This window comes from Microbacterium immunditiarum, from assembly GCF_013409785.1.
GTDB lineage: Bacteria > Actinomycetota > Actinomycetes > Actinomycetales > Microbacteriaceae > Microbacterium > Microbacterium immunditiarum.
Genome location: NZ_JACCBV010000001.1, coordinates 1,429,112 through 1,448,351 on the forward strand (window position 1 = coordinate 1,429,112; position 19,240 = coordinate 1,448,351).

16 protein-coding genes are annotated in these 19,240 nt (G+C 70.7%); 13 read left to right on the forward strand and 3 right to left on the reverse strand.

What is annotated here, in order from left to right; genetic code table 11:
- Window positions 1–9 precede the first annotated feature (9 nt).
- Both BJ991_RS06425 and BJ991_RS06430 read left to right on the forward strand, forming a co-directional pair.
- On the forward strand, window positions 10–1,254 hold the full coding sequence (locus tag BJ991_RS06425) for an ATP-binding protein (protein ID WP_179488478.1): 1,245 nt from the start codon (window positions 10–12) through the stop codon (window positions 1,252–1,254).
- Window positions 1,251–1,883 (forward strand): response regulator, encoded by a 633-nt coding sequence (locus BJ991_RS06430; RefSeq protein WP_179488480.1) that lies wholly within the window; start codon window positions 1,251–1,253, stop codon window positions 1,881–1,883. Before BJ991_RS06425 ends, BJ991_RS06430 begins: the two co-directional genes overlap by 4 nt.
- A gap of 55 nt (window positions 1,884–1,938) precedes the next feature.
- Here the strand turns inward: BJ991_RS06430 and BJ991_RS06435 are convergent, their stop codons facing one another.
- Entirely contained in the window at window positions 1,939–3,534 is a 1,596-nt protein-coding gene (locus tag BJ991_RS06435) for an isocitrate lyase (RefSeq protein WP_179488482.1), read from the reverse strand.
- A gap of 35 nt (window positions 3,535–3,569) precedes the next feature.
- Window positions 3,570–5,210 carry a malate synthase A gene (aceB, locus tag BJ991_RS06440; RefSeq protein ID WP_179492557.1) on the reverse strand — a complete coding sequence of 547 codons (1,641 nt, stop codon included), beginning with the start codon at window positions 5,208–5,210 and terminating at the stop codon, window positions 3,570–3,572.
- A gap of 232 nt (window positions 5,211–5,442) precedes the next feature.
- Here aceB and BJ991_RS06445 point away from each other — a divergent pair, with 232 nt between their 5' ends.
- Window positions 5,443–6,921: a helix-turn-helix transcriptional regulator gene (locus tag BJ991_RS06445; protein WP_179488484.1), complete on the forward strand. Its 1,479-nt coding sequence runs from the start codon at window positions 5,443–5,445 to the stop codon at window positions 6,919–6,921.
- 49 nt (window positions 6,922–6,970) lie between these two features.
- Here BJ991_RS06445 and BJ991_RS06450 read toward each other — a convergent pair whose 3' ends face one another.
- Window positions 6,971–8,269, reverse strand: coding sequence for an MFS transporter (locus BJ991_RS06450; protein WP_179488486.1), 1,299 nt, complete (start codon window positions 8,267–8,269; stop codon window positions 6,971–6,973).
- An 85-nt stretch (window positions 8,270–8,354) separates the two neighbouring features.
- On the opposite strand from BJ991_RS06450, the gene BJ991_RS06455 reads away from it, so the two are divergent.
- The 10 genes from BJ991_RS06455 (at window position 8,355) to BJ991_RS06500 (ending at window position 19,217) form a co-directional block, all read left to right on the forward strand.
- Window positions 8,355–9,764 (forward strand): aldehyde dehydrogenase family protein, encoded by a 1,410-nt coding sequence (locus BJ991_RS06455; protein ID WP_179488488.1) that lies wholly within the window; start codon window positions 8,355–8,357, stop codon window positions 9,762–9,764.
- Window positions 9,761–11,512 (forward strand): thiamine pyrophosphate-requiring protein, encoded by a 1,752-nt coding sequence (locus BJ991_RS06460; RefSeq protein ID WP_179488490.1) that lies wholly within the window; start codon window positions 9,761–9,763, stop codon window positions 11,510–11,512. The genes BJ991_RS06455 and BJ991_RS06460 overlap by 4 nt, the downstream gene beginning before the upstream one ends.
- A gap of 52 nt (window positions 11,513–11,564) precedes the next feature.
- Window positions 11,565–12,056, forward strand: coding sequence for a MarR family winged helix-turn-helix transcriptional regulator (locus BJ991_RS06465; RefSeq protein ID WP_218852887.1), 492 nt, complete (start codon window positions 11,565–11,567; stop codon window positions 12,054–12,056).
- A 34-nt stretch (window positions 12,057–12,090) separates the two neighbouring features.
- Window positions 12,091–13,365 (forward strand): aconitase/3-isopropylmalate dehydratase large subunit family protein, encoded by a 1,275-nt coding sequence (locus BJ991_RS06470; RefSeq protein WP_246301286.1) that lies wholly within the window; start codon window positions 12,091–12,093, stop codon window positions 13,363–13,365.
- Entirely contained in the window at window positions 13,362–13,886 is a 525-nt protein-coding gene (locus BJ991_RS06475; protein WP_179488494.1) for a LeuD/DmdB family oxidoreductase small subunit, read from the forward strand. The genes BJ991_RS06470 and BJ991_RS06475 overlap by 4 nt, the downstream gene beginning before the upstream one ends.
- Window positions 13,887–14,244: 358 nt before the next feature.
- A complete protein-coding gene (locus BJ991_RS06480; protein ID WP_179488496.1) occupies window positions 14,245–15,261 on the forward strand; it encodes an ABC transporter substrate-binding protein in 1,017 nt (338 codons plus the stop codon).
- Between the two features lie 78 nt (window positions 15,262–15,339).
- Window positions 15,340–16,209: an ABC transporter permease gene (locus BJ991_RS06485; RefSeq protein WP_179488498.1), complete on the forward strand. Its 870-nt coding sequence runs from the start codon at window positions 15,340–15,342 to the stop codon at window positions 16,207–16,209.
- Between the two features lies 1 nt (window position 16,210).
- Entirely contained in the window at window positions 16,211–17,014 is an 804-nt protein-coding gene (locus BJ991_RS06490) for an ABC transporter ATP-binding protein (protein WP_179488500.1), read from the forward strand.
- Window positions 17,011–18,192 (forward strand): M24 family metallopeptidase, encoded by a 1,182-nt coding sequence (locus BJ991_RS06495; protein WP_179488502.1) that lies wholly within the window; start codon window positions 17,011–17,013, stop codon window positions 18,190–18,192. Before BJ991_RS06490 ends, BJ991_RS06495 begins: the two co-directional genes overlap by 4 nt.
- On the forward strand, window positions 18,189–19,217 hold the full coding sequence (locus BJ991_RS06500) for an aminopeptidase P family N-terminal domain-containing protein (protein WP_179488504.1): 1,029 nt from the start codon (window positions 18,189–18,191) through the stop codon (window positions 19,215–19,217). Before BJ991_RS06495 ends, BJ991_RS06500 begins: the two co-directional genes overlap by 4 nt.
- Window positions 19,218–19,240: the final 23 nt, after the last annotated feature.

The window sequence follows — 19,240 nt, forward strand, 5'->3', positions numbered from 1 at the left end:
GAGCAGCGAGTGCTGAAGCGTCGTTGGTGGGACGTCGCGGTCGCGGCCGGATCGGTCGTGATCGCGGCGGCCCTGCTGATCGGGTTCCGCCCGGATGATCCGGTGCGCCTGGCGGTGGGGCTCGCGTCGATCGCGGGCTTCGCCGCCGCGTACTTCCTGATCGCGCGGCCCGCGATCTGCGAGCCCGGCTCGGGCCTCGTACCCGCCCCGTGGCGCTTCCCCGCCTTCGTTGCGGTGGGCTCGCTCGCGATCGCGATCGGCGCGGGCGCGACGGGCTTCCTCGCGATCATGCAGGCACTCGCCTACCCGCTCATGTGGATCGTCGGGAACTCGCGGCGCGGGGCGATCATCGGCTCCGCCGTTTTCGCAGTGATGATCTGGGTGGGGATCACGATCGGCGGCGACGAGCCCGGCGCGTTCGTCGCGGGTCTCATGACCTCGGGCTTCTCCTTCGTCTTCGCGATCGCGCTCGGCCTGTGGATCGCGAGCATCGCCGAGTACGGAGAGGAGCGCGCGCGCCTCGTCGCCGAGCTGACCGAAGCCCAGGCTGAGGTCGAGGCGCTGAGCCGCGAGCGCGGCGCATCCGCCGAGCGCGAGCGGCTCGCGCGCGACATCCACGACACGCTCGCCCAGACGCTCGCGGGGCTCGTCCTGCTGGCAGAGCGCGCCGGCCGTCAATCGCGGGACGGACACTCGGATGCCGCGGCCGCCACCATCGCGACGGTCGAGCAGATCGCGCGCGACGCGCTCGACGAGGCCCGGGCGCTCGTCGCCCGCACGGCGGCCGTCCCGAGCGAACCGGCGTTCGCGGCCGCCGTGGAGCGGCTCGTCGAGCGCTTCCGCGCGCACAGCTCGGCCGACATCGCGCTCGACGACGCCGCCGTCGAGGGCGACCTCGACCGCGAGACCCAGGTCGTCGTGCTGCGGTGCCTGCAGGAGGCCCTGTCGAACGTGGCCAAGCACGCCGCGGCCGAGCACGTCGAGGTGCGGGTCGCCGTCGACGCGGACGGCGCGGCGACCCTCACGGTCACCGACGACGGACGCGGCTTCGACCCCGTTCGATCCACGACGGGCTTCGGCCTCGAGGGCATGCGCGAGCGCGTCGCGATCGCCGGGGGAGTGCTCGACGTGTCGTCCGCCGTGGGGCGAGGCACCACGCTCGGCCTGCGTCTGCCCGGTGCACGCTCGGGCCCGGCCGCACCCTCTGAGCCGTCGAGCGCACCCGAGCCCGAGCGATCCGGAGGTCCGCGATGATCCGTCTGCTGATCGCCGACGACCACCCCGTCGTCCGCGCGGGACTCGCGGGACTGCTGTCGGACGAGCCCGGGCTCGAGGTGGTCGCCGAGGCGTCGGACGGCGACGAGGCCGTGCGGCTCGCCGCCGCCACCCGCCCCGATGTCGTCCTGATGGATCTGCGGATGCCCCGCGTCGACGGTGTCGCCGCGACGACCCGCATCGCCGCCGGAGAGGCGGGCGAGCCCGCACCCCGCGTGCTCATCCTCACGACGTACGAGTCCGACGACCAGATCCTTGCCGCGATCGAGGCCGGCGCGGCCGGTTACCTGCTGAAGGCGGCGCCGCAGGCGGAGATCGTCGCCGGCATCCGGTCGGTGGCCGCCGGGCAGTCGGCGCTGTCGCCGCAGGTCGCCGTGCGGCTCGTGGAGCGGATGCGCCGGCCAGCGCCCGAGTCCGTGCTGACCGCCCGCGAGACGGAGGTGCTGCGGCTCGTGGCATCCGGTCACTCGAACAAGCAGATCGCCGTCGCGCTCGGCATCGGCGAGTCGACGGTCAAGACGCACCTGCTGAAGATCTTCGACAAGCTCGGCGTCGCCGACCGCACGCGCGCCGTGACGCTGGCGATGGAGCGCGGGCTGCTCGCGTAGCGCACGGATGCCGCGAACCCTCCCGGGTCCGCGGCATCCGTTTCGTGCGTCAGGCTCAGCCGAACTGGTTCATCGTGTTGTTCTTGCCGCCCGCCTTGAGGGCCGCCTCGCCGGCGAAGTACTCCTTGTGGTTGTCGCCGATGTCACTGCCGGCCATGTTCTGGTGCCTCACCGTCGCGATGCCCTCGCGGATCTCGCGGCGCTGGACGCCCCGGACGTACGCGAGCATGCCCTCGTCGCCGAAGTAGCCCTTGGCGAGGTCATCCGTCGACAGGGCCGCCGTGTGGTAGGTCGGCAGCGTGATGAGGTGGTGGAAGATCCCCGCCCGGGCGGCGCCGTCGCGCTGGAACGTGCGGATCTTCTCGTCGGCGAGCCGCGCGAGGTCGGTGTCGTCGTACTCGGCGCTCATGAGGTTGCCGCGGTCGTAGCCGGACACATCGTGCCCCTGTGCCTCGAGCAGGTCGTACGCCTGCTGGCGGAAGTTGAGCGTCCAGTTGAACGACGGGCTGTTATTGTAGACGAGCTTGGCGTCCGGCACGGCCTCGCGGATGCGGTCGACCATGCCGGCGATCTGGTCGATGTGCGGCTTCTCGGTCTCGATCCACAGCAGGTCGGCGCCGTTGCGCAACGACGTGATGCAGTCGAGCACGACGCGGTCCTCACCGGTGCCCGGACGGAACTGGTACAGATTGCTCGCGAGACGCTTCGGGCGCAGCAGCCTGCCCTCGCGGCGGATGACCACGTCGCCGTCGTTCAGCTCGGCCTCGGTGATCTCCTCGACGTCGAGGAACGAGTTGTACCGGTCGCCGAGGTCTCCGGGCTGGTTCGAGACGGCGAGCTTCTGCGTCAGGCCGGCGCCGAGCGAGTCGGTGCGGGCGACGATGACGCCGTTCTCGATACCGAGCTCGAGGAACGCGTAGCGCACGGCGTTGATCTTCGCGAGGAAGTCCTCGTGCGGGACGGTGACCTTGCCGTCCTGGTGGCCGCACTGCTTCTCGTCCGACACCTGGTTCTCGATCTGGATGGCGCACGCGCCCGCCTCGATCATCTTCTTCGCGAGGAGGTACGTCGCCTCGGGGTTGCCGAAGCCCGCGTCGATGTCGGCGATGATCGGCACGACGTGGGTCTCGTGGTTGTCGATCTGCGACTGGATGAACTCGACCGCCGTCTCGTCGCCGGCCGCGCGCGCCCGGTCGAGCTGCGTGAACAGCAGGTCGAGCTCTCGCGCGTCGGCCTGACGGAGGAAGGTGTACAGCTCCTCGATGAGCGCGGGAACCGCCGTCTTCTCGTGCATCGACTGGTCGGGGAGCGGACCGAACTCCGAGCGGAGGGCGGCGACCATCCAGCCCGACAGGTACAGGTATCGCTTCTTCGTGCTCTTCAGGTGCTTCTTGATCGAGATGAGCTTCTGCTGCCCGACGAAGCCGTGCCAGACGCCGAGCGACTGCGTGTACTGCGACGGGTCGGCGTCGTACTCCGCCATGTCGCGGCGCATGATGTCGGCGGTGTAGCGCGCGATGTCGAGCCCCGTCCGGAAGCGGTTCTGCGCCCGCATCCGCGCGACGTATTCGGGGTTGATCGCGTCCCATGTCGAGCCGTGCTGGTCCTTGAGGGCCTGCGTGTCCTGGATGTCGTCCGTGTAGGTGGTCATGTCGTCGTCCTTGTGATCGTGTCGAAGGGGAGGTGTCAGTCGGTCTCGACGAGGAAGCGCGAGTAGGCGGGCAGCGTCAGGAAGGCGGGGAACTCGGCTCCGAGCGCGACCTCGCGGAACACCTCGGCCGCGTCGTCGAAGCGATCGCCGTCGCGGCGCTCGACCTCGCCGAGCACCTGCGCGATGAGGCCCTCGACGTACTCGCGCGTGATCCGCGTGCCGTCTTCGGTGGTGCGGTCCTGGTGGACCCACTGCCACACCTGGGAGCGGGAGATCTCGGCGGTCGCGGCGTCCTCCATGAGGTTGTCGATCGCGACGGCGCCGAGGCCCCGCAGCCACGCCTCGATGTAGCGGATCGCGACCGACACGTTCCCGTGCACGCCCGCGGCCGTGATGGGCCGGCCGATGTGCACGTCGATGAGGTCGGCCGCCTTCACATCGACGTCGGGACGCTGCCGGTCGAGCTGGTTGGGCCGGTCGCCGAGCACGGCGTCGAACTCGGCGCGCGCCACCGGGATGAGGTCGGGGTGCGCCACCCACGTGCCGTCGAAGCCGTCGCCGGCCTCGCGCTTCTTGTCGGCCGCGACCTTCTCGAACGCGCGCTCGGTCACCTCTGGGTCGCGGCGGTTCGGGATGAACGCGCTCATGCCGCCGATCGCGAAGGCGCCGCGCTTGTGGCACGTCTGCACGAGCAGCTCGGTGTAGGCGCGCATGAACGGCACGGTCATCGTGACCTCGCTGCGGTCGGGCAGCACGAAGCGCGCACCGCGGCCGCGGTAGTTCTTGATGATCGAGAAGATGTAGTCCCAGCGGCCGGCGTTCAGGCCCGCGCAGTGGTCGCGCAGCTCGAAGAGGATCTCCTCCATCTCGAACGCGGCGGGCAGCGTCTCGATGAGCACGGTCGCGCGGATCGTGCCGTGCGGGATGCCGATGTACCGCTCGCTGAACGAGAAGACGTCGTCCCACAGCTTCGCCTCTTCGCTCGACTCGAGCTTGGGGAGGTAGAAGTACGGACCGCGGCCGTTCGCGATGAGCTGCTTCGCGTTGTGGAAGAAGTACAGGCCGAAGTCGACGAGCGACCCGGACGCGGCCATCGTTCGGCCGAAGCGGTCGGTGAAGCGGATGTGGTTCTCGGTCAGGTGCCACCCGCGGGGGCGCATCACGATGGTGGGCGTCTCGGTGGCCGTGACCTCGTAGCGCTTGCCTTCGGGGCTCGTGTAGATCAGCTCGCCGCGGATCGCGTCGCGCAGCGACAGCTGCCCCTCGATGACGTTCTTCCACGTCGGGCTGGTCGCGTCCTCCTGGTCGGCCAGCCACACCTTCGCGCCCGAGTTGAGCGCGTTGATGGTCATCTTCGGGTCGGTCGGCCCGGTGATCTCGACGCGACGGTCCTCGAGGCCGGGGCCGGCGCCGGCGACCGTCCACTCGGCGTCTTCGCGGATGTGCCGCGTGTCGTCGCGGAACTGCGGGTCGTGGCCGTTGCCGACCTCGAAGCGGCGGCGCATGCGGTCGGCGAGCCGATCGTGGCGGCGGGTGCTGAACCGGTCGTGCAGCGCGGCGAGGAACGCGATCGCGTCGGGCGTGAGGATCTCGTCGTAGCGCGGCGCGATCGGTCCCGTGATCTCGATCGAAGGCTCGTGGGTCTGGGCGGCGATGGGGCCGGTGCGCGTGCGCATCGGGGCGATGGTCGAAGGGGTCATGGGCCTGTCTTCCTGTGTGCGGTGTGGTGAGACTGTCGACCGGATGCTCCGCCCGGCGTGTGGGCCTGGTCGGGGTATCCGGTCATCCGCGTTCTGGATCGACCGGCGGAAGGTCGTGATTCCACTTTCTGTGAAGTTCGGCCCCGCTCAATGGCATTTCGGGGGGTGAAGTTTCTGGAGATTTCTGTTTTCGTGACAGAATCGACTCATGGCGACGCTCGCGACGACAGATCCCGTGACCGACTTCTCCGACGATGGGGAGGTGGACGCGCTGACCATCGGGCGCCGCATCCGTCAATTGCGCACCGACCGCGGCATGACGCTCGAAGAGCTCGCCGCCGCCGTCGACCGCGCCCCCAGCCAGCTGTCGATGATCGAGAACGGCCGGCGCGAGGCGAAGCTCACGATGCTCCGCTCGATCGCGCGGGCACTCGGCACGACCCTCGAGGCGCTGCTCGAGGCGGAGCCGCTCGATGAGCGCGCCACGCTCGAGATCGCGCTCGAGCGCGCGATGCGCGGACCGACGTTCCGGGCTGTCGGCATCGCGCCCTTCCGCGTCGCGAAGTCCGTGCCGACCGACGCCCTCAAGGCGATGCTCGCGCTCCACGGCGAGATCGAGCGGCTCAACGACGAGCGCGCGGCGACGCCCGAAGAGGCGCGTCGGGCCAACGTCGCGCTGCGCAAGCTCATGCGCACTCAGAACAACTACTTCGGCGCGCTCGAGGAGCAGGCGCGGAGGATCCTGCGGTCGGTGGATCACCCCGGCGGGCCGCTCACGCAGCGCACGGCATCCGACATCGCCGCCCACCTCGGGTTCACACTCCACTACGTGCCCGACCTCCCGCAGACGACCCGGTCGGTCGCCGACATCAAGAACGGGCGCCTCTACCTCTCGAGCCGGCTCACGGCGAAGGGCGACCCGCGCACGGCGGTGCTCCAGGCGCTGTCGAGCCGGATCCTCGGGCACCGCGAGCCGACGAGCTACGCGGAGTTCCTGCGGCAGCGCGTGGAGACGAACTACCTCACGGGCGCGCTGCTGATCCCCGAGGCGCACGCCGTGCCGTTCCTCCAGGAGGCGAAGAAGGACCGCGCGATCTCGATCGAGGACCTGCGCGACGCGTACTCGGTGTCGTACGAGACCGCGGCGCACCGCTTCACCAACCTCGCGACGGTGCACCTCGGCATCCCCGTGCACTTCCTCAAGGTGCACGAGTCCGGCACGATCACGAAGGCGTACGAGAACGACGACGTGAACTTCCCGACAGACCGGCTCGGCGCGATCGAGGGGCAGATGTGCTGCCGGCGGTGGACCTCGCGCGTCGTCTTCGACATCGAGGACCACTTCAACCCGTATTACCAGTACACCGACACGGGGAACGGCACGTACTGGTGCACCGCGCGCGTCGAGCACTCGAGCGAAGGTGCGCACTCCGTGTCGGTGGGCGTGCGCTTCGACGACACGAAATGGTTCCTCGGGCGCGACACGACGAACCGCGGCGTCTCGAAGCACTCGGTCGAAGCGTGCTGCCGCCGCGCCCCCGCCGACCTGGAGGCGTCCTGGCGCGACCAGTCGTGGCCGAACGTGCGCACGCCGCGCACGCTCCTCGCGACGCTGCCGACGGGCGCCTTCCCGGGCGTCGACTCGACGGACGTGTACGAGTTCCTCGAGGCGCACGCGCCGCGCTGACCCGTTCGCGGGGGGCCGTTCGCGGCGGTGCCGGGGCGGTTGGCGCGCCTCAGCGCCGGGGGCTGCTCGCCGGAGCGCCGGCGGCGCGGCGGGCACGAGCGGCCGGCACAGCGGGAGCGACCTCGACGCGAGATGACGCGACCGTCGCCCGCGAAGCGCGCACCCACCACAGGGCGAAGAGCAGCGCCGGGATGAGCCCGCCGAGCGCACCGGCCGCCGTCGCCCAGCGCGGGCCGGCCGCCGTCGCGATGAACCCGATGACGGGTGCCCCGAGGGTCGGCCCGCCGAGCACGACCGCGATGTAGATCGCCATCACCCGTCCCCGCAGCTCGGGAGGCGTCGCCGCCTGCAGGTAGGCGTTCGTCGTGTTCATGATCACGAGCGACGTGAAGCCGAGCACGACGAGGAAGGCGCCGAACACCCACGCATTCGGGCTCAGCGCGCACCCGATCGCGCCGAGCCCGAACACGAGCGCCGACGCCGCGATCGCGGAGAGGCGTGCCCGTTCGCGGCGGGCGCCCGCGATCGCCCCGATCACGCTCCCGATCGCGACGACCGACGACAGGATGCCGAACTCGGTCGGGCCGAGCCCGAACTCGACGGTCGACATGGTCGCGACGAAGATCGGCAGGTTGGTGCCGATCGCGCCGAACACGAGGGCGCTGACGACGACGACTGCGAGGTCACCGCGCGAGCTCACGTAAAGCAGCCCGGCGCGCAGGCGCCCCGGCGCGCGCGGCGATCGCGGCTGGGCGTGCAGCTCGGAGCGGCGCATCGCGAGGATGCCCGTGATGGTCGCGCCGAACGTCACGGCGTTGATGAGCAGCACCCACCCCGCGCCGATCGCCGCGGTCAGCAGGCCGGCGAGCGCCGGGCCGGCCAGGCGCGCGACGGTGAACGACGTCGCGTTGAGGCCCACCGCGTTCGAGATGAGGGAGGTCGGCACGAGCTCCGACACGAACGACTGACGCGCGGGTCCGTCGAAGGCGCTCGCGACGCCGAGGGCGACCGCGAGGGAGTAGACCATCCACAGCTCGACCGCACCGGTGAGGACGAGCGCCGCGAAGAGGGCGCCGATCGCCGCCATCGCGGTCTGAGTCGCGAGCAGCAGCCGTCGGCGATCGAAGACGTCGGCGGCGAGTCCTGTCAGGGGAGTGAGCACGAGCACCGGCCCGAACTGGAGGGCCGTCGTGATCCCCACCGCGACCGCGTCGTGGTCGGTGAGCTCGGTCAGGACGATCCAGTCCTGCGCCGTCCGCTGCATCCACGTGCCGATGTTCGACACCGTGGCTCCGGCGAACCACAGGCGGTAGTTGAGCACCCTCAGCGAGCGGAACGGGCTGCTCATGCGATCGGGTCTCCCACCGGCATCCGTGGTCGACCGTTCGCTCGCACGATGTTTAGGGTACCTTATGAAATTCGAGGAGGGTCACATGACGATGACGCGCGTGGCACAGCTTGAGGTCCGCGACCCGGGGCGGTTCGACGAGGTGGCCGGCGTGATCGCGGTCGCCTCGCCCGGCGAGATCGACAGGGCGGCGCGAGAGGCGGATGCCGCGGCGCTCCCGTGGGCGGCAGTCGGCGCCGACGCGCGCGCCGAAGCCCTCCTCGCCGCGGCCCGCGACTTCGACGAGGTCGACGGCGCCGTCGCCGAACTCCTCACGCGCGAGAACGGGTCGGTGCTGCCGGTGTCGCGGCGCGAGGTGTCGCTCGTGCCGCACCTGCTGCGCATGGCCGTCGACCTGGGCCTCGAGGCTCTCGCCGAGCCCGCCGACGATGGCACGGGAATCTCGCTGCGGCGGCGCCCGTACGGCGTCGTCGCGTGCATCGTGCCGTGGAACGCGCCCGTGGTGCTCGCGCTGCAGAAGGTGGGACCCGCGCTCGTCGCGGGCAACACCGTGATCGTGAAGCCGTCCCCGAACGCGCCGCTCGCCGTGACGCGCATCCTCGAGCGCATCGGCGCGCGGCTGCCCGACGGTGTCCTCTCGGTCGTGAACGGCGCCGGCGAGGTCGGCTCGGCCCTCGTCGCACACCCGGCGGTGCGGAAGGTCTCGTTCACGGGTGGCGAAGCGGTCGCGCGGCAGATCATGACGCTCGCGGCCGAGTCCTTCACGCGCGTCCATTTCGAGCTCGGCGGCAACGACCCGGCGATCGTGCTCGACGACGCCGACGTGGGCGCCGCCGCCGAGGCGATCGTGTCGCACGCGTTCCGCCGCTCCGGCCAGGTCTGCTACGCGATCAAGCGCGTGTACGTCCCGCGCCGCCTGCTCGACGACTTCTCCGACGCGGCGTTCGCCGCGATGGACCGGTTCGTCGTCGGCCACGGCCTCGATCCGGACGCGACGATGGGTCCCGTCAACAACGCGGCGCAGTTCGAACGCGTCCGCCGCCTGCACGACGGCCTGCGCGAGCGCGGCGCGCGGGTCGAGACGGGAGGCGTGCGCCTCGATCCGGAGGGATGGGAGCGCGGGTGGTACCTCCAGCCGTCGCTCGTGCGCGACGCGGACCCGCTCGACGAGGTCGTGACGGGGGAGCAGTTCGGCCCGATCCTGCCGGTCGTCGGTTACGACGAAGAGACGGATGCCGTCGCCGAGGCCAACGGCACCGAGTACGGTCTCTGCGCGTCGGTGTGGTCCGCGGACCTCGATCGGGCGCGCGCGGTCGCCGAGCGGTTGGAGGCGGGAATCACCTTCATCAACGAGCACGCGCTCAGTCCCGCGGGGCGGCGCGCGCTGCCGTTCGGGGGAGTCAAGCGCAGCGGGATCGGGTGGGAAGGGGCATCCGCCGGCATCGATGAGTACCTGCAGTTCCATGGGATCCAGGCCGCGGAGGCCGCGCGATGACGGGCGGGTCCCGCGAGACGGCCGCGCGTGCGGTCATCGAAGGCCTGACTGCCTACGGCGTAGAGGTCGTCTTCGGGAACCTCGGGAGCGACCACACCGCCCTCATCGACGCGCTCGCCGACCTGCACGAGCAGGGCGAGCGGGTGCCGGCGGTCGTGCTCGCGCCGCACGAGGCGAGCGCGCTCGCGGCCGCGCACGGCTACGCCCTCGTGCGTGGGCGGGCGCAGGCCGTGTTCGTGCACGTCGACGTCGGCACGGCGAACCTCGGGGGTGCGGTGCACAACGCCGCCCGCGCGCGGGTCCCGGTGCTGCTGTTCGCCGGCCTCACCCCGTACACGATGGAGGGGGAGCTGCCGGGGAGCCGCAACTCGTACCCGAACCACCTGCAGGACATCCCCGATCAGCACGGACTCGTGCGCCCGTACGTCAAGTGGAGCTACGACCTGCGCACGGGCGCCAACGCGCGGCAGCTCGTCTCGCGCGCGCTGCAGCTCGCCCAGAGCTCGCCGCAAGGGCCGGTCTACCTCACGGGGGCGCGCGAGGTCCTGGCATCCGTCTCGACCGGTCGTGACGTCGACCCGCAGCGGTGGCGCGCCGTCGAACAGAGCCCGCTGCAGCGGTCGCTCGTCGAGGAGATTCTCGCCGCGGTCGCGGGGGCGGAGTTCCCCGTGCTCGTGACGTCGTCGCTCGGGCGCGACCCGGACTCCGTCGCGGTGCTCGTCGAGCTCGCAGAGGCGCTCGGACTGGGCGTCGTCGAGGCCGTGCCCGATGTGCTGAGCTTCCCGGCCGACCACGAGCTGCATGTGGGCTTCATGGCCGAGCCGCTGCTGTCGCGCGCGGACGTCCTCATCGCGGTCGACACGCACGCGCCGTGGATGCCGACCCGGGCGACGCCCCGCGACGATGCGCGCATCTTCGTGCTCGGCCCCGATCCCCTCAACGAGCGCACGCCGCTGTGGTACCTCGAGGCCGAGGCGTTCGCGCGTGCGGACTCGCCCGTCGCGCTGCGGCAGCTGCGGGACGGCGTGCGCGAGCTCGCCGACCGCGGAGACGTCGGGGGCCGTCGGGCGCGACTTGCGGCGGAGCACGCCGCGCAGCGCGAGCGGTGGCGCGGCGAGCGCGACGGCGGAGCCGGGCGCCTCACCGTGCCGCTCGTGTGCGCGACGCTCGAGAGGGCGATCGACCCGTCGACGATCGTGCTCAACGAGGCGATCAGCAACGCCGAGACGGTTTTCCGGCACCTTCCGCGCACGCATCCGGGCACGCGGTTCGCGAGCGGCGGATCGTCGCTCGGGTGGAGCAGCGCGGCGGCGGTCGGCATCAAGCTGGCGCGGCCGGACGCGACAGTGGTGTCGATCGTCGGGGACGGGTCGTACTTCCTCAGCGAGCCGTCGTCGTCGCACTGGATGGCGCACCGCTACGGAGCGCCCTTCCTCACGGTGATCCTCGACAACGGCGGGTGGAACGCGACGAAGCAGAACGTGATCCGCCAGCATCCGGACGGTCCTGCCGCCTCGAGCGATCGGTTCTGGGTCAATCTCGCGCAGGAGGCCGACCTGCCCGGTGTCGCGGCCGCGGCCGGCGGCGCGTACGCCGGCACCGCGTCGACGGTGGCGGAGCTGGAGGAGCAGCTGCGGATCGGCCTCGAGGCGGTCGCGAGCGGCCGCGCCGCGGTGGTCTCGGCGCGCCTCGCGCCCATCAGCGGACAGCGCGCCGTCGTGCTCACGACGGGCGTCCGGTCGGCTTGACGCGCCGACGCGGCGACACGTAATCTGGGAAGTAGTTAGGTCACCTAAGGAAATGGAGACGATCGTGTCGGAGGCCGCGCCGGTACTAGCCGCTGATCGCATCGAAGAGGATCACGAGCTCCTCATCAGCGTGGCCGCGCGCCTCAACCGCACGAGCCAGATGCTCCTGGCATCCTTGCCCGTGCCGCTGACCTTCCGCCAGTACCGCACGCTGTCCCGCGTCATCGGCGGGTACACGTCCCTCAGCCAGCTCGCCAAGCGAGGCAACCTCTCGCTCCCGACCGTCTCCGAGAACGTCGACGGACTCGTCAAGCGCGGACTCATGACCACGACGGCGAGCGAGTCCGACCGGCGCGCGATCGTCCTGCATGCGACGGATGCCGGGCGAGAGGCCGCGGCAGCGGGCCAGGCCGTGCTGAAGGAGTTCACCAAGGCCCTGCTGGCCGAGCTCGCGCCGGATCGACGCGCCGACCTGCAGGACTCGCTGCGCGTGGTCTACGAGGCGGCGACGACGTACTTCGTGCAGAACGTCCAGGGCCGGTAGCCGCAACGAGAGCCGAGGAGGCGCCGCTGTGGGCATGACGATGGCCGAGAAGGTGCTCGCGCGCCGGAGCGGGCGGACGGTCGTGCGGCCGGGCGACATCGTCGTGACCGATGTCGACCTCATCGTGCTCGCCGACACGGTCTTCAGCGACACTCCCGACACGCTCCCGACCGACCTGCTCGGCGTCGCCCACCCGGAGCGGATCGTCGTCCTGATGGACCACGGCGTCCCGGCGCCCAACGAGCGGTACGCTCGCGCGCAGCGCCGCGCCCGCGAGCACGCCCGGCGCCTCGGGTTCCGCGAGGTCGCCGACGTCGGCGGGGGAGGCATCGAGCACCAGCTCATCTTCGAGCGCTGCCTCGCGCTGCCCGGTCAGCTCGTCGCGTCGAACGACTCGCACACGAGCGCCGCCGGCGTGCTCAACTGCGCCGCGCGCGGGCTGGGGCTCGCCGACATCCTCCAGCTCGCCGCGACCGGCCGCACGTGGTACCGGGCGTCGCCGACGGTGCGGTTCGAGCTCGTCGGAGAGCTCCCGTTCGGCGTCTACGGCAAGGACGTCTTCCTGCACCTGTCGCTCCTGCACGGCAGCCAGGAGGGCCACGACATCGAGTTCGGCGGCCCGGGGCTGGAGACGATGCCGCTCGACGACCGCGCGACGCTCGCCACGATGTGCACCGAGCTCAACGCGAACTTCGTCATGATGCCCGACGACGCCCTCCTGCGCGAGCACATCGCGTCGGTCACGGATGCCGCGTACGAGCCCGTCGAGCCGGATCCGGATGCCGAGTACGCCGCCGTCCACGTCGTGGACCTCGCCGACGTCAAGCCGCGCATCGCCCTCCCGCACCGCATCAACGGGAACGTCCGCAGCGCGGCGGCCGTCGCGGCGGACGGCATCCGCATCGACCAGGCGTTCATCGGCTCCTGCGCGAACGGCAAGCTCTCCGACCTGCGCATCGCGGCGCGCCTGCTGGACGGGCGCCGCGTCGCCGACGGCGTGCGACTCATCGTCACGCCGGGCTCGCAGGCGGTGTACCTCGAGGCGCTGCGCGCGGGGTACATCGAGACGCTCACCGAGGCCGGAGCCGTCGTCACGAACTCCACGTGCGGCGCGTGCGCGGGCGGGCACCTGGGCGTGCTCGCCCCGGGCGAGGTGTGCATCACGTCGAGCACGCGCAACTTCCGCGGCCGCATGGGCAGCGCCGACGCCGAGATCTACCTCGCCTCGACGGCGACGGTCGCGGCATCCGCGATCGAAGGCGTCATCGCCGACCCCATGCCGCACCTCGCCGATCGGCCGATCTCATGACCGGGCGCGACCGGGACTGGGTCTTCACGGGCCGCGCGCGGGTGTTCGCGGACGACGACATCAACACCGACCAGATCATGCCACGGCGGGGCTTCGAGCTTCCGCCGGAGGAGCAGTCCGCCCTCGTGCTCGACTCGATCCGGCCCGGGTGGGCCGCGACCGTGAGGTCCGGCGACATCCTGGTCGCGGGGCGTCGATTCGGATGCGGCTCGAGCCGCCCCGCCCCGCTCGTGCTCGCGCGCACGGGGATCGCCGCGGTCGTCGCGGAGTCGCTCGGCGACATCTTCCTGCGCAACGCGGTCGCGTACGCCGTGCCGGTGCTCGAGGCTCCCGGTGTGCTCGGCGCCGTGTCGGAGGGCGACGAGCTCGACGTCGACATCGCTCGGGGCGCCGTGACGAATCTGACCACCGGTTCGGCCGTGTCGGCGACGCCCCTCCCGCCGATGCTGCTCGACACGATCGCCGCGGGCGGTGTCCACGCGCTTCTGCGGCGCGACGGCTATCTCGCGCCGATCGGCTGATCAGAGGCACTTTCCCGCTTACCGGGACGCCGGGCGCGCGGCGCCGCTCCGCTTGGTGGAGTGGGCATTCCCGGACATCGGGCACGGCGCATCCGGATCTCTTGACTAGTTAGGGACCCTAACGGTATCGTCGGGCGAGTACTTAGGGACCCGTACTAATGGATCTGGCCCACAGGTCGACCCACGGCGAGGCTCCGGTACGGCACCCGGCGGTCGAACCCGGCCCGGCGGGTGGAGAACGCGTCAGTTGCCCGAAGAAACGCAGCCCCCGGCCGGGACTCGAAGCAGAGCCCCGACCTCGATGAAGAGAAAGAGGCCAGTAATGCGTGCAAAGAGTGGTTTCGCCTTGGCGATGGTCGTGGCAGGCACGATCGCCCTCGCCTCCTGCGCAGGCCAGCAGCAGCCCCAAGCCGGTCCGTCCGAGGGCGGAGCCGATGAGTGCGGCCCGCTGACCGAGATGACGAAGGTCTCGCTGGGCGTCAACCCCGGCGCCCAGGACCTCGTGACCCAGGCGATCAAGGAACAGGAGTTCGACAAGAAGTACAACCTCGACCTCGACATCAGGAGCTTCGAGAACCCGCCGGCGTCGGCCCAGGCGGTCACGCAGAAGGCCGTCGACATCGGCTTCGGCGGCGTCACCACGATGGCCCAGGCCCGCTCGAAGGGCCTCGACGTCTTCCTCTTCGGCGCCCTCGCGAGCCCGTCGAACGGCGTCTTCGTCCAGAAGGACTCCGACATCGAAGACATCGGGGACCTCGCCGGCGCGCGGTTCGGCTCGTTCTCGGCGAACAACAGCGCGACGTTCGTGGTCCTGTCCGCGATCGCCTCCGAGGCGTTCGGCATGGACAAGCTGGAGGACGAGCTCGCTTCGCTCGCGGTGGCTCCGGACGCCGCGATCTCCGGCCTGCTCGGCCAGGGCGAACTCGACGCGATCCTCATGGGTTCGACCGCGACGGTCGTCACGCAGCTCGAGGGCAAGTACAAGCAGATCGGCGACCTCTCCAGCGAGTACATCGAGGCGACCGGCATCGCCCCTGTGCACCTCGGGATCGTCTCGACCGACAGCTACGCGGCGGACCACTGCAGCGAGCTCGTGGCGTTCTCGAACGCGATGCGCGACGGCGTCGAGTACGTGCAGGCCGACGAAGAAGCGTGGGAGCGGTACGCCGAGACGCTCGACCTGACCGACCCGAAGGCGCCCGAGGCGCTGCAGAACCTCCTCGGTGCGAACTTCCGCACCGAGTGGGACGAAGAGCAGGTCGAGGGCATCACGAAGATGCTCGAGTCCTTCATCCCGATCCTCGGCGAAGAGGACTTCATGCCCGAGGTGCCCGACGGCCTCTTCCGCCTGGAGTTCGTGGCCACCGAGGACTGATCCGTCCGCTCGGCCCGGACGCCGCGTCCGGGCCGAGTCCCACCGGAACCACTCCACATCGATATGGAAGGCAACCCCATGTCCACTTCCACCGAAGTCGCCGACGACTCGTGCATCCGCGTCGACACGGACGTCGTGCGGGGCATCGAAGAGCCCGTCCCGATCAAGCGGCGCACGTCGTGGAAACGGCCGCTGCGGCGGTTCTCGGCCCTCGTCGGCATCATCGTCATCTGGTGGCTCGCGTCGCTGTTCATGAGCCCGCAGACGCTGCCGGGTCCGTTCCTCGTCTTCACGACGATGCTCGACAACCTCACCGAGGGCGACACCTACTACCAGCTCGCCGTCACGATGGGGCGCGTCCTCGGAGGCATGACCATCGCGATGGTCATGGGCCTGGTGATCGGCCTCATCATGGGCCTGTCGGCCTGGGGCGAGGACCTGCTCATCAACGTCGTGCTCGTCGGATTCTCGATCCCGGCCGTCGTGTTCGGAATCCTCTTCATCCTGTGGTTCGGGCTCAACGACACCGCGGCGATCCTGGCGGTCGGCGTCGCGGCGACCCCGGCGATCGCGATCAACATCTGGCAGGGCACGAAGGCGATAGACCGAGACCTCATGCACATGGGGAAGGCGTTCCGCTTCTCGCAGCGCTCGATGCTGCTGAAGGTCGTCATCCCGCAGCTCGTCCCGTTCGTGCTCGCGGCCCTTCGCACCGCGCTCGCGATCTCGTGGAAGATCGTCACGGTCGTCGAGCTCATCGGACTCTCCAGCGGCGTCGGCTACATGCTCCATTGGTGGTTCGGCAACTTCAACATGACGCAGGTGCTCGCGTGGACCCTGCTCTTCACGATCACGCTGCTGCTGATCGAGAACATCATCCTCAAGCCGATCGAGAAGCGGCTGACTCGGTGGCGCCCGCACGCAGCGGCGCTGGAAGGGACGGCCTGACATGGCGTATCTGGAGATCGACAACCTGCGCAAGGAGTTCCGCCGTCCTGGGCAGCCGCCTCTCAAGGTCATCGACGGACTCAACGTGAGCGTCGAAGAGGGTGCGCTGCTGTCCATCCTCGGACCGAGCGGATGCGGCAAGTCGACGATGCTCAACATCATCAACGGCCTCGACGACGCGACCTCCGGCCGCATCGTCCTGAACGGCAAGGAGGTGAGCACCAAGGCGCGCTCCGACGTCAAGGTGAGCGTCGTCTTCCAGCAGGCGCGGCTGCTCAACTGGCGCAACGTGCGTGACAACGTCCGCATCCCTCTGCTCGAGCGCGGCGTCGGAAAGCGCGAAGCCGACGTGCGTGTCGAGAAGTACCTCGACCTCGTGGGCCTCGCCGAATTCGGCGGGTACTACCCGCTGCAGCTGTCGGGGGGCATGCAACAGCGCGTGTCGCTCGCCCGCGGGCTCGCGATCGAGCCCGACCTGCTCCTCGCGGACGAGCCCTTCTCGGCCCTCGACGAGATCACGGCGCGCAAGCTCCGCCAGGAGTTCGTGCGGGTGTGGGCGACCACCGGCCGAACGATCCTGTTCGTCACGCACAACATCCGCGAGGCGGTGTTCCTCTCGTCGCGCATGCTCGTGATCACCGCGCGCCCGTCCACGACGTTCCTCGACATGGAGATCGACGTGCCCCAGCCGCGCAAGCCCGAGGACGACGCGCTCTTCGAGCTGGAGAAGTCCATCACGGCGGACTTCATGCGCATGGAGGACGAGTCCGAGATGAAGCGCCGCCTGCAGGAGGCCGTGGCATGACGGATGTGACGACTCTCGCCGCGAGCGCGCCTTCGGCACTCGAACCGGCGGATGCCGCGGAGCGCGCCCTGCGCCACCGCAAGCTGCGCGCGGCGATGGCCGAGCAGGGGCTCGACGCGATCCTCGCGTACGCCCCCGCGTGGCGCCGTGAGAACGTGCGCTACCTCACCGACACGTCGGTGGGAGGCACGGCGACGTTCGCGCTGCTGCCCCTGGACGGCCCGGCGACGGCGTACTCGACGCGACTGAGCGACCTCGCGCCGCTCCTGCGCACGGGCTGGGTCGACGACGCCCGTCTCATCGCGCTCCCGGGCGCCGAGGCGCTCGTCGACGCGGTGGCCGAGCTCGGCCTGCGGCGCATCGGCGTCGGGCACCTCGAGCTGCTGCCGCTCGGCTTCGACCGCGCGATCCGCGAGGGCATGCCCGGAGTCGAGCTCGTCTCGGCGACCACGCTCCTCGACGAGGCGCGCATGGTCAAGAGCGCGTGGGAGCTCGAGCGCATGCGCACGGCCGCCGCGGTGTCGGATGCCGCGTGGAACGCGTTCGTCGAGGTGCTCGAGCCCGGCATCACCGAGTACGACATCGTCGCCGGCGTCGAGGCCGAGATCAAGCGGCTCGGCGCCGAGGACAACTTCATGCTCATCGCCTCCGGCACCGACGAGGTGCTCGGAATGACGCCGCCCAGCCGCCGGGTCATCCAGGCGGGAGACATGGTCCGCACCGAGCTGACCCCGCAGACGGGCGGCTACTGGCTGCAGATCTGCCGCTCGGTCACGGTCGGCCCGCCCTCGCCGGAGCAGCGGCGCTCGTTCGAGCTGTTCCGCGAGGCGGCGGATGCGGGGTTCGCCGTCGTCAAGCCGGGCGTCACCGCCCACGAGATCGCCGTCGCCGAGAACGACGTGTTCCGCAGGCACGGGCTGGGGGAGTACTGCTCCGACCAGTGGACGCGCGTGCGCGGACACGGGGTCGGCCTCCACCTCGACGAGACGCCCATCATCGAAGGCAACCACACCGTGCTGCCTGAGGGCGCGACCTTCATCATCCACCCCAACACGTTCACGCCGATCGCCGGCTACCACGTGTTCGGCGACCAGGTCGTCGTCACCGCGACGGGTGCCGAGTACTTCGTCTCGACCGAGCGACGACTCTTCTCGTCCGACGAAGGGAGCCGCCGATGAAGCGCGGACTCGTGGTGCTCGACCATGACGAGGTCTCGCTCGACGAGCGGAGCGGCCGCGTCGCGGCGCTGCAGGCTGACCTGCGCGCGCAGGGCGTCGACCTCGCCCTCATCTACAACGACGTCTCGCGCGGCGACGACATCGGGTACCTGACGAACCTCGTCATCTACTGGAACGAGGGTGTGCTCGCGGTCCCCGCGGAGGGCGAGGCGACGCTGCTCACGAAGCTGTCCAAGCGCGTGTTCCCGTGGATGCAGCGCACGTCGAACCTCACCGACATCCGCAGCGGCCGCGCCTTCGGCGCCCTCGTGTCGGCGTACGTCGCAGATCGCCCCGCCGGGACGATCGGCTTCGTCGACGCGGAGCTGTGGCCGGCGGGCGTCGTGCGCGAGATCGAGGCCGCCGTGCCGGAGTGGCGCTCGAAGCTGCTCGGTCCGCTCGTGCGGGACCGCCGGGCCCTGCCGTCCGAGGCGGAGCTCGCGCTCCTGCGCACGGGGTCCGCCATCCTGCGCGACGCGCTCCGCGCGGCGACGGCGGAAGGCCTCGGCGCGCGGGACCGCATCGCCGCGATCGAAGACATCGCGCGCCGCGGCGGGTTCGCCGACCTCCTGTTCCGCATGGCCGACGACGACGGCCACGTCACGTTCGAGGCGGCGGGACAGTACCGGAACGGCTGGCTGCTCATCGCCCGCACGTTCGGCGAGGAGCCGTGGCTGCCCGCGCTGGCGGAGGCGCAGCGCGCGGCGCTCGCCGCGATCCGGCCCGCCGTCGAGTGGGACGCCGTCGAGGCGGCCGCCGCTCCCGTGCTCGAGGCGCTGCCGTCCGGCGCCGTCTCGACGTTGCGCTGGATCAGCCAGGCCGACTTCGCCACGGGCGGAGAGCTCCAGCCGGCACCCAGGAGTGGCCCGGCCGAAGGCGAGGTCATCGCCGTCGTGCTCGAGGTCGTCGACCCCCGCGGCATCCGCAGCGTCCTGACCGACACCGTGCTCGTCGCGGGCGACGGCGTCGAGCCCCTCACCATCTGAACGAGAGAGAACCCCCCAGATCC

Bases quoted from the DNA above. Each gene is read 5' to 3' on its own strand.
- BJ991_RS06460 (WP_179488490.1), top strand. From the start codon at position 9,761: ATGACGGGCGGGTCCCGCGAGACGGCCGCGCGTGCGGTCATCGAAGGC.
- BJ991_RS06465 (WP_218852887.1), top strand. From the start codon at position 11,565: ATGGAGACGATCGTGTCGGAGGCCGCGCCGGTACTAGCCGCTGATCGC.
- BJ991_RS06445 (WP_179488484.1), top strand. From the start codon at position 5,443: ATGGCGACGCTCGCGACGACAGATCCCGTGACCGACTTCTCCGACGAT.
- BJ991_RS06455 (WP_179488488.1), top strand. From the start codon at position 8,355: ATGACGATGACGCGCGTGGCACAGCTTGAGGTCCGCGACCCGGGGCGG.
- BJ991_RS06470 (WP_246301286.1), top strand. From the start codon at position 12,091: ATGACGATGGCCGAGAAGGTGCTCGCGCGCCGGAGCGGGCGGACGGTC.
- BJ991_RS06500 (WP_179488504.1), top strand. From the start codon at position 18,189: ATGAAGCGCGGACTCGTGGTGCTCGACCATGACGAGGTCTCGCTCGAC.
- BJ991_RS06430 (WP_179488480.1), top strand. From the start codon at position 1,251: ATGATCCGTCTGCTGATCGCCGACGACCACCCCGTCGTCCGCGCGGGA.
- aceB (WP_179492557.1), bottom strand. From the start codon at position 5,210: ATGCGCACGCGCACCGGCCCCATCGCCGCCCAGACCCACGAGCCTTCG.
- BJ991_RS06490 (WP_179488500.1), top strand. From the start codon at position 16,211: ATGGCGTATCTGGAGATCGACAACCTGCGCAAGGAGTTCCGCCGTCCT.
- BJ991_RS06450 (WP_179488486.1), bottom strand. From the start codon at position 8,269: ATGAGCAGCCCGTTCCGCTCGCTGAGGGTGCTCAACTACCGCCTGTGG.
- BJ991_RS06435 (WP_179488482.1), bottom strand. From the start codon at position 3,534: ATGACCACCTACACGGACGACATCCAGGACACGCAGGCCCTCAAGGAC.
- BJ991_RS06485 (WP_179488498.1), top strand. From the start codon at position 15,340: ATGTCCACTTCCACCGAAGTCGCCGACGACTCGTGCATCCGCGTCGAC.
- BJ991_RS06475 (WP_179488494.1), top strand. From the start codon at position 13,362: ATGACCGGGCGCGACCGGGACTGGGTCTTCACGGGCCGCGCGCGGGTG.
- BJ991_RS06495 (WP_179488502.1), top strand. From the start codon at position 17,011: ATGACGGATGTGACGACTCTCGCCGCGAGCGCGCCTTCGGCACTCGAA.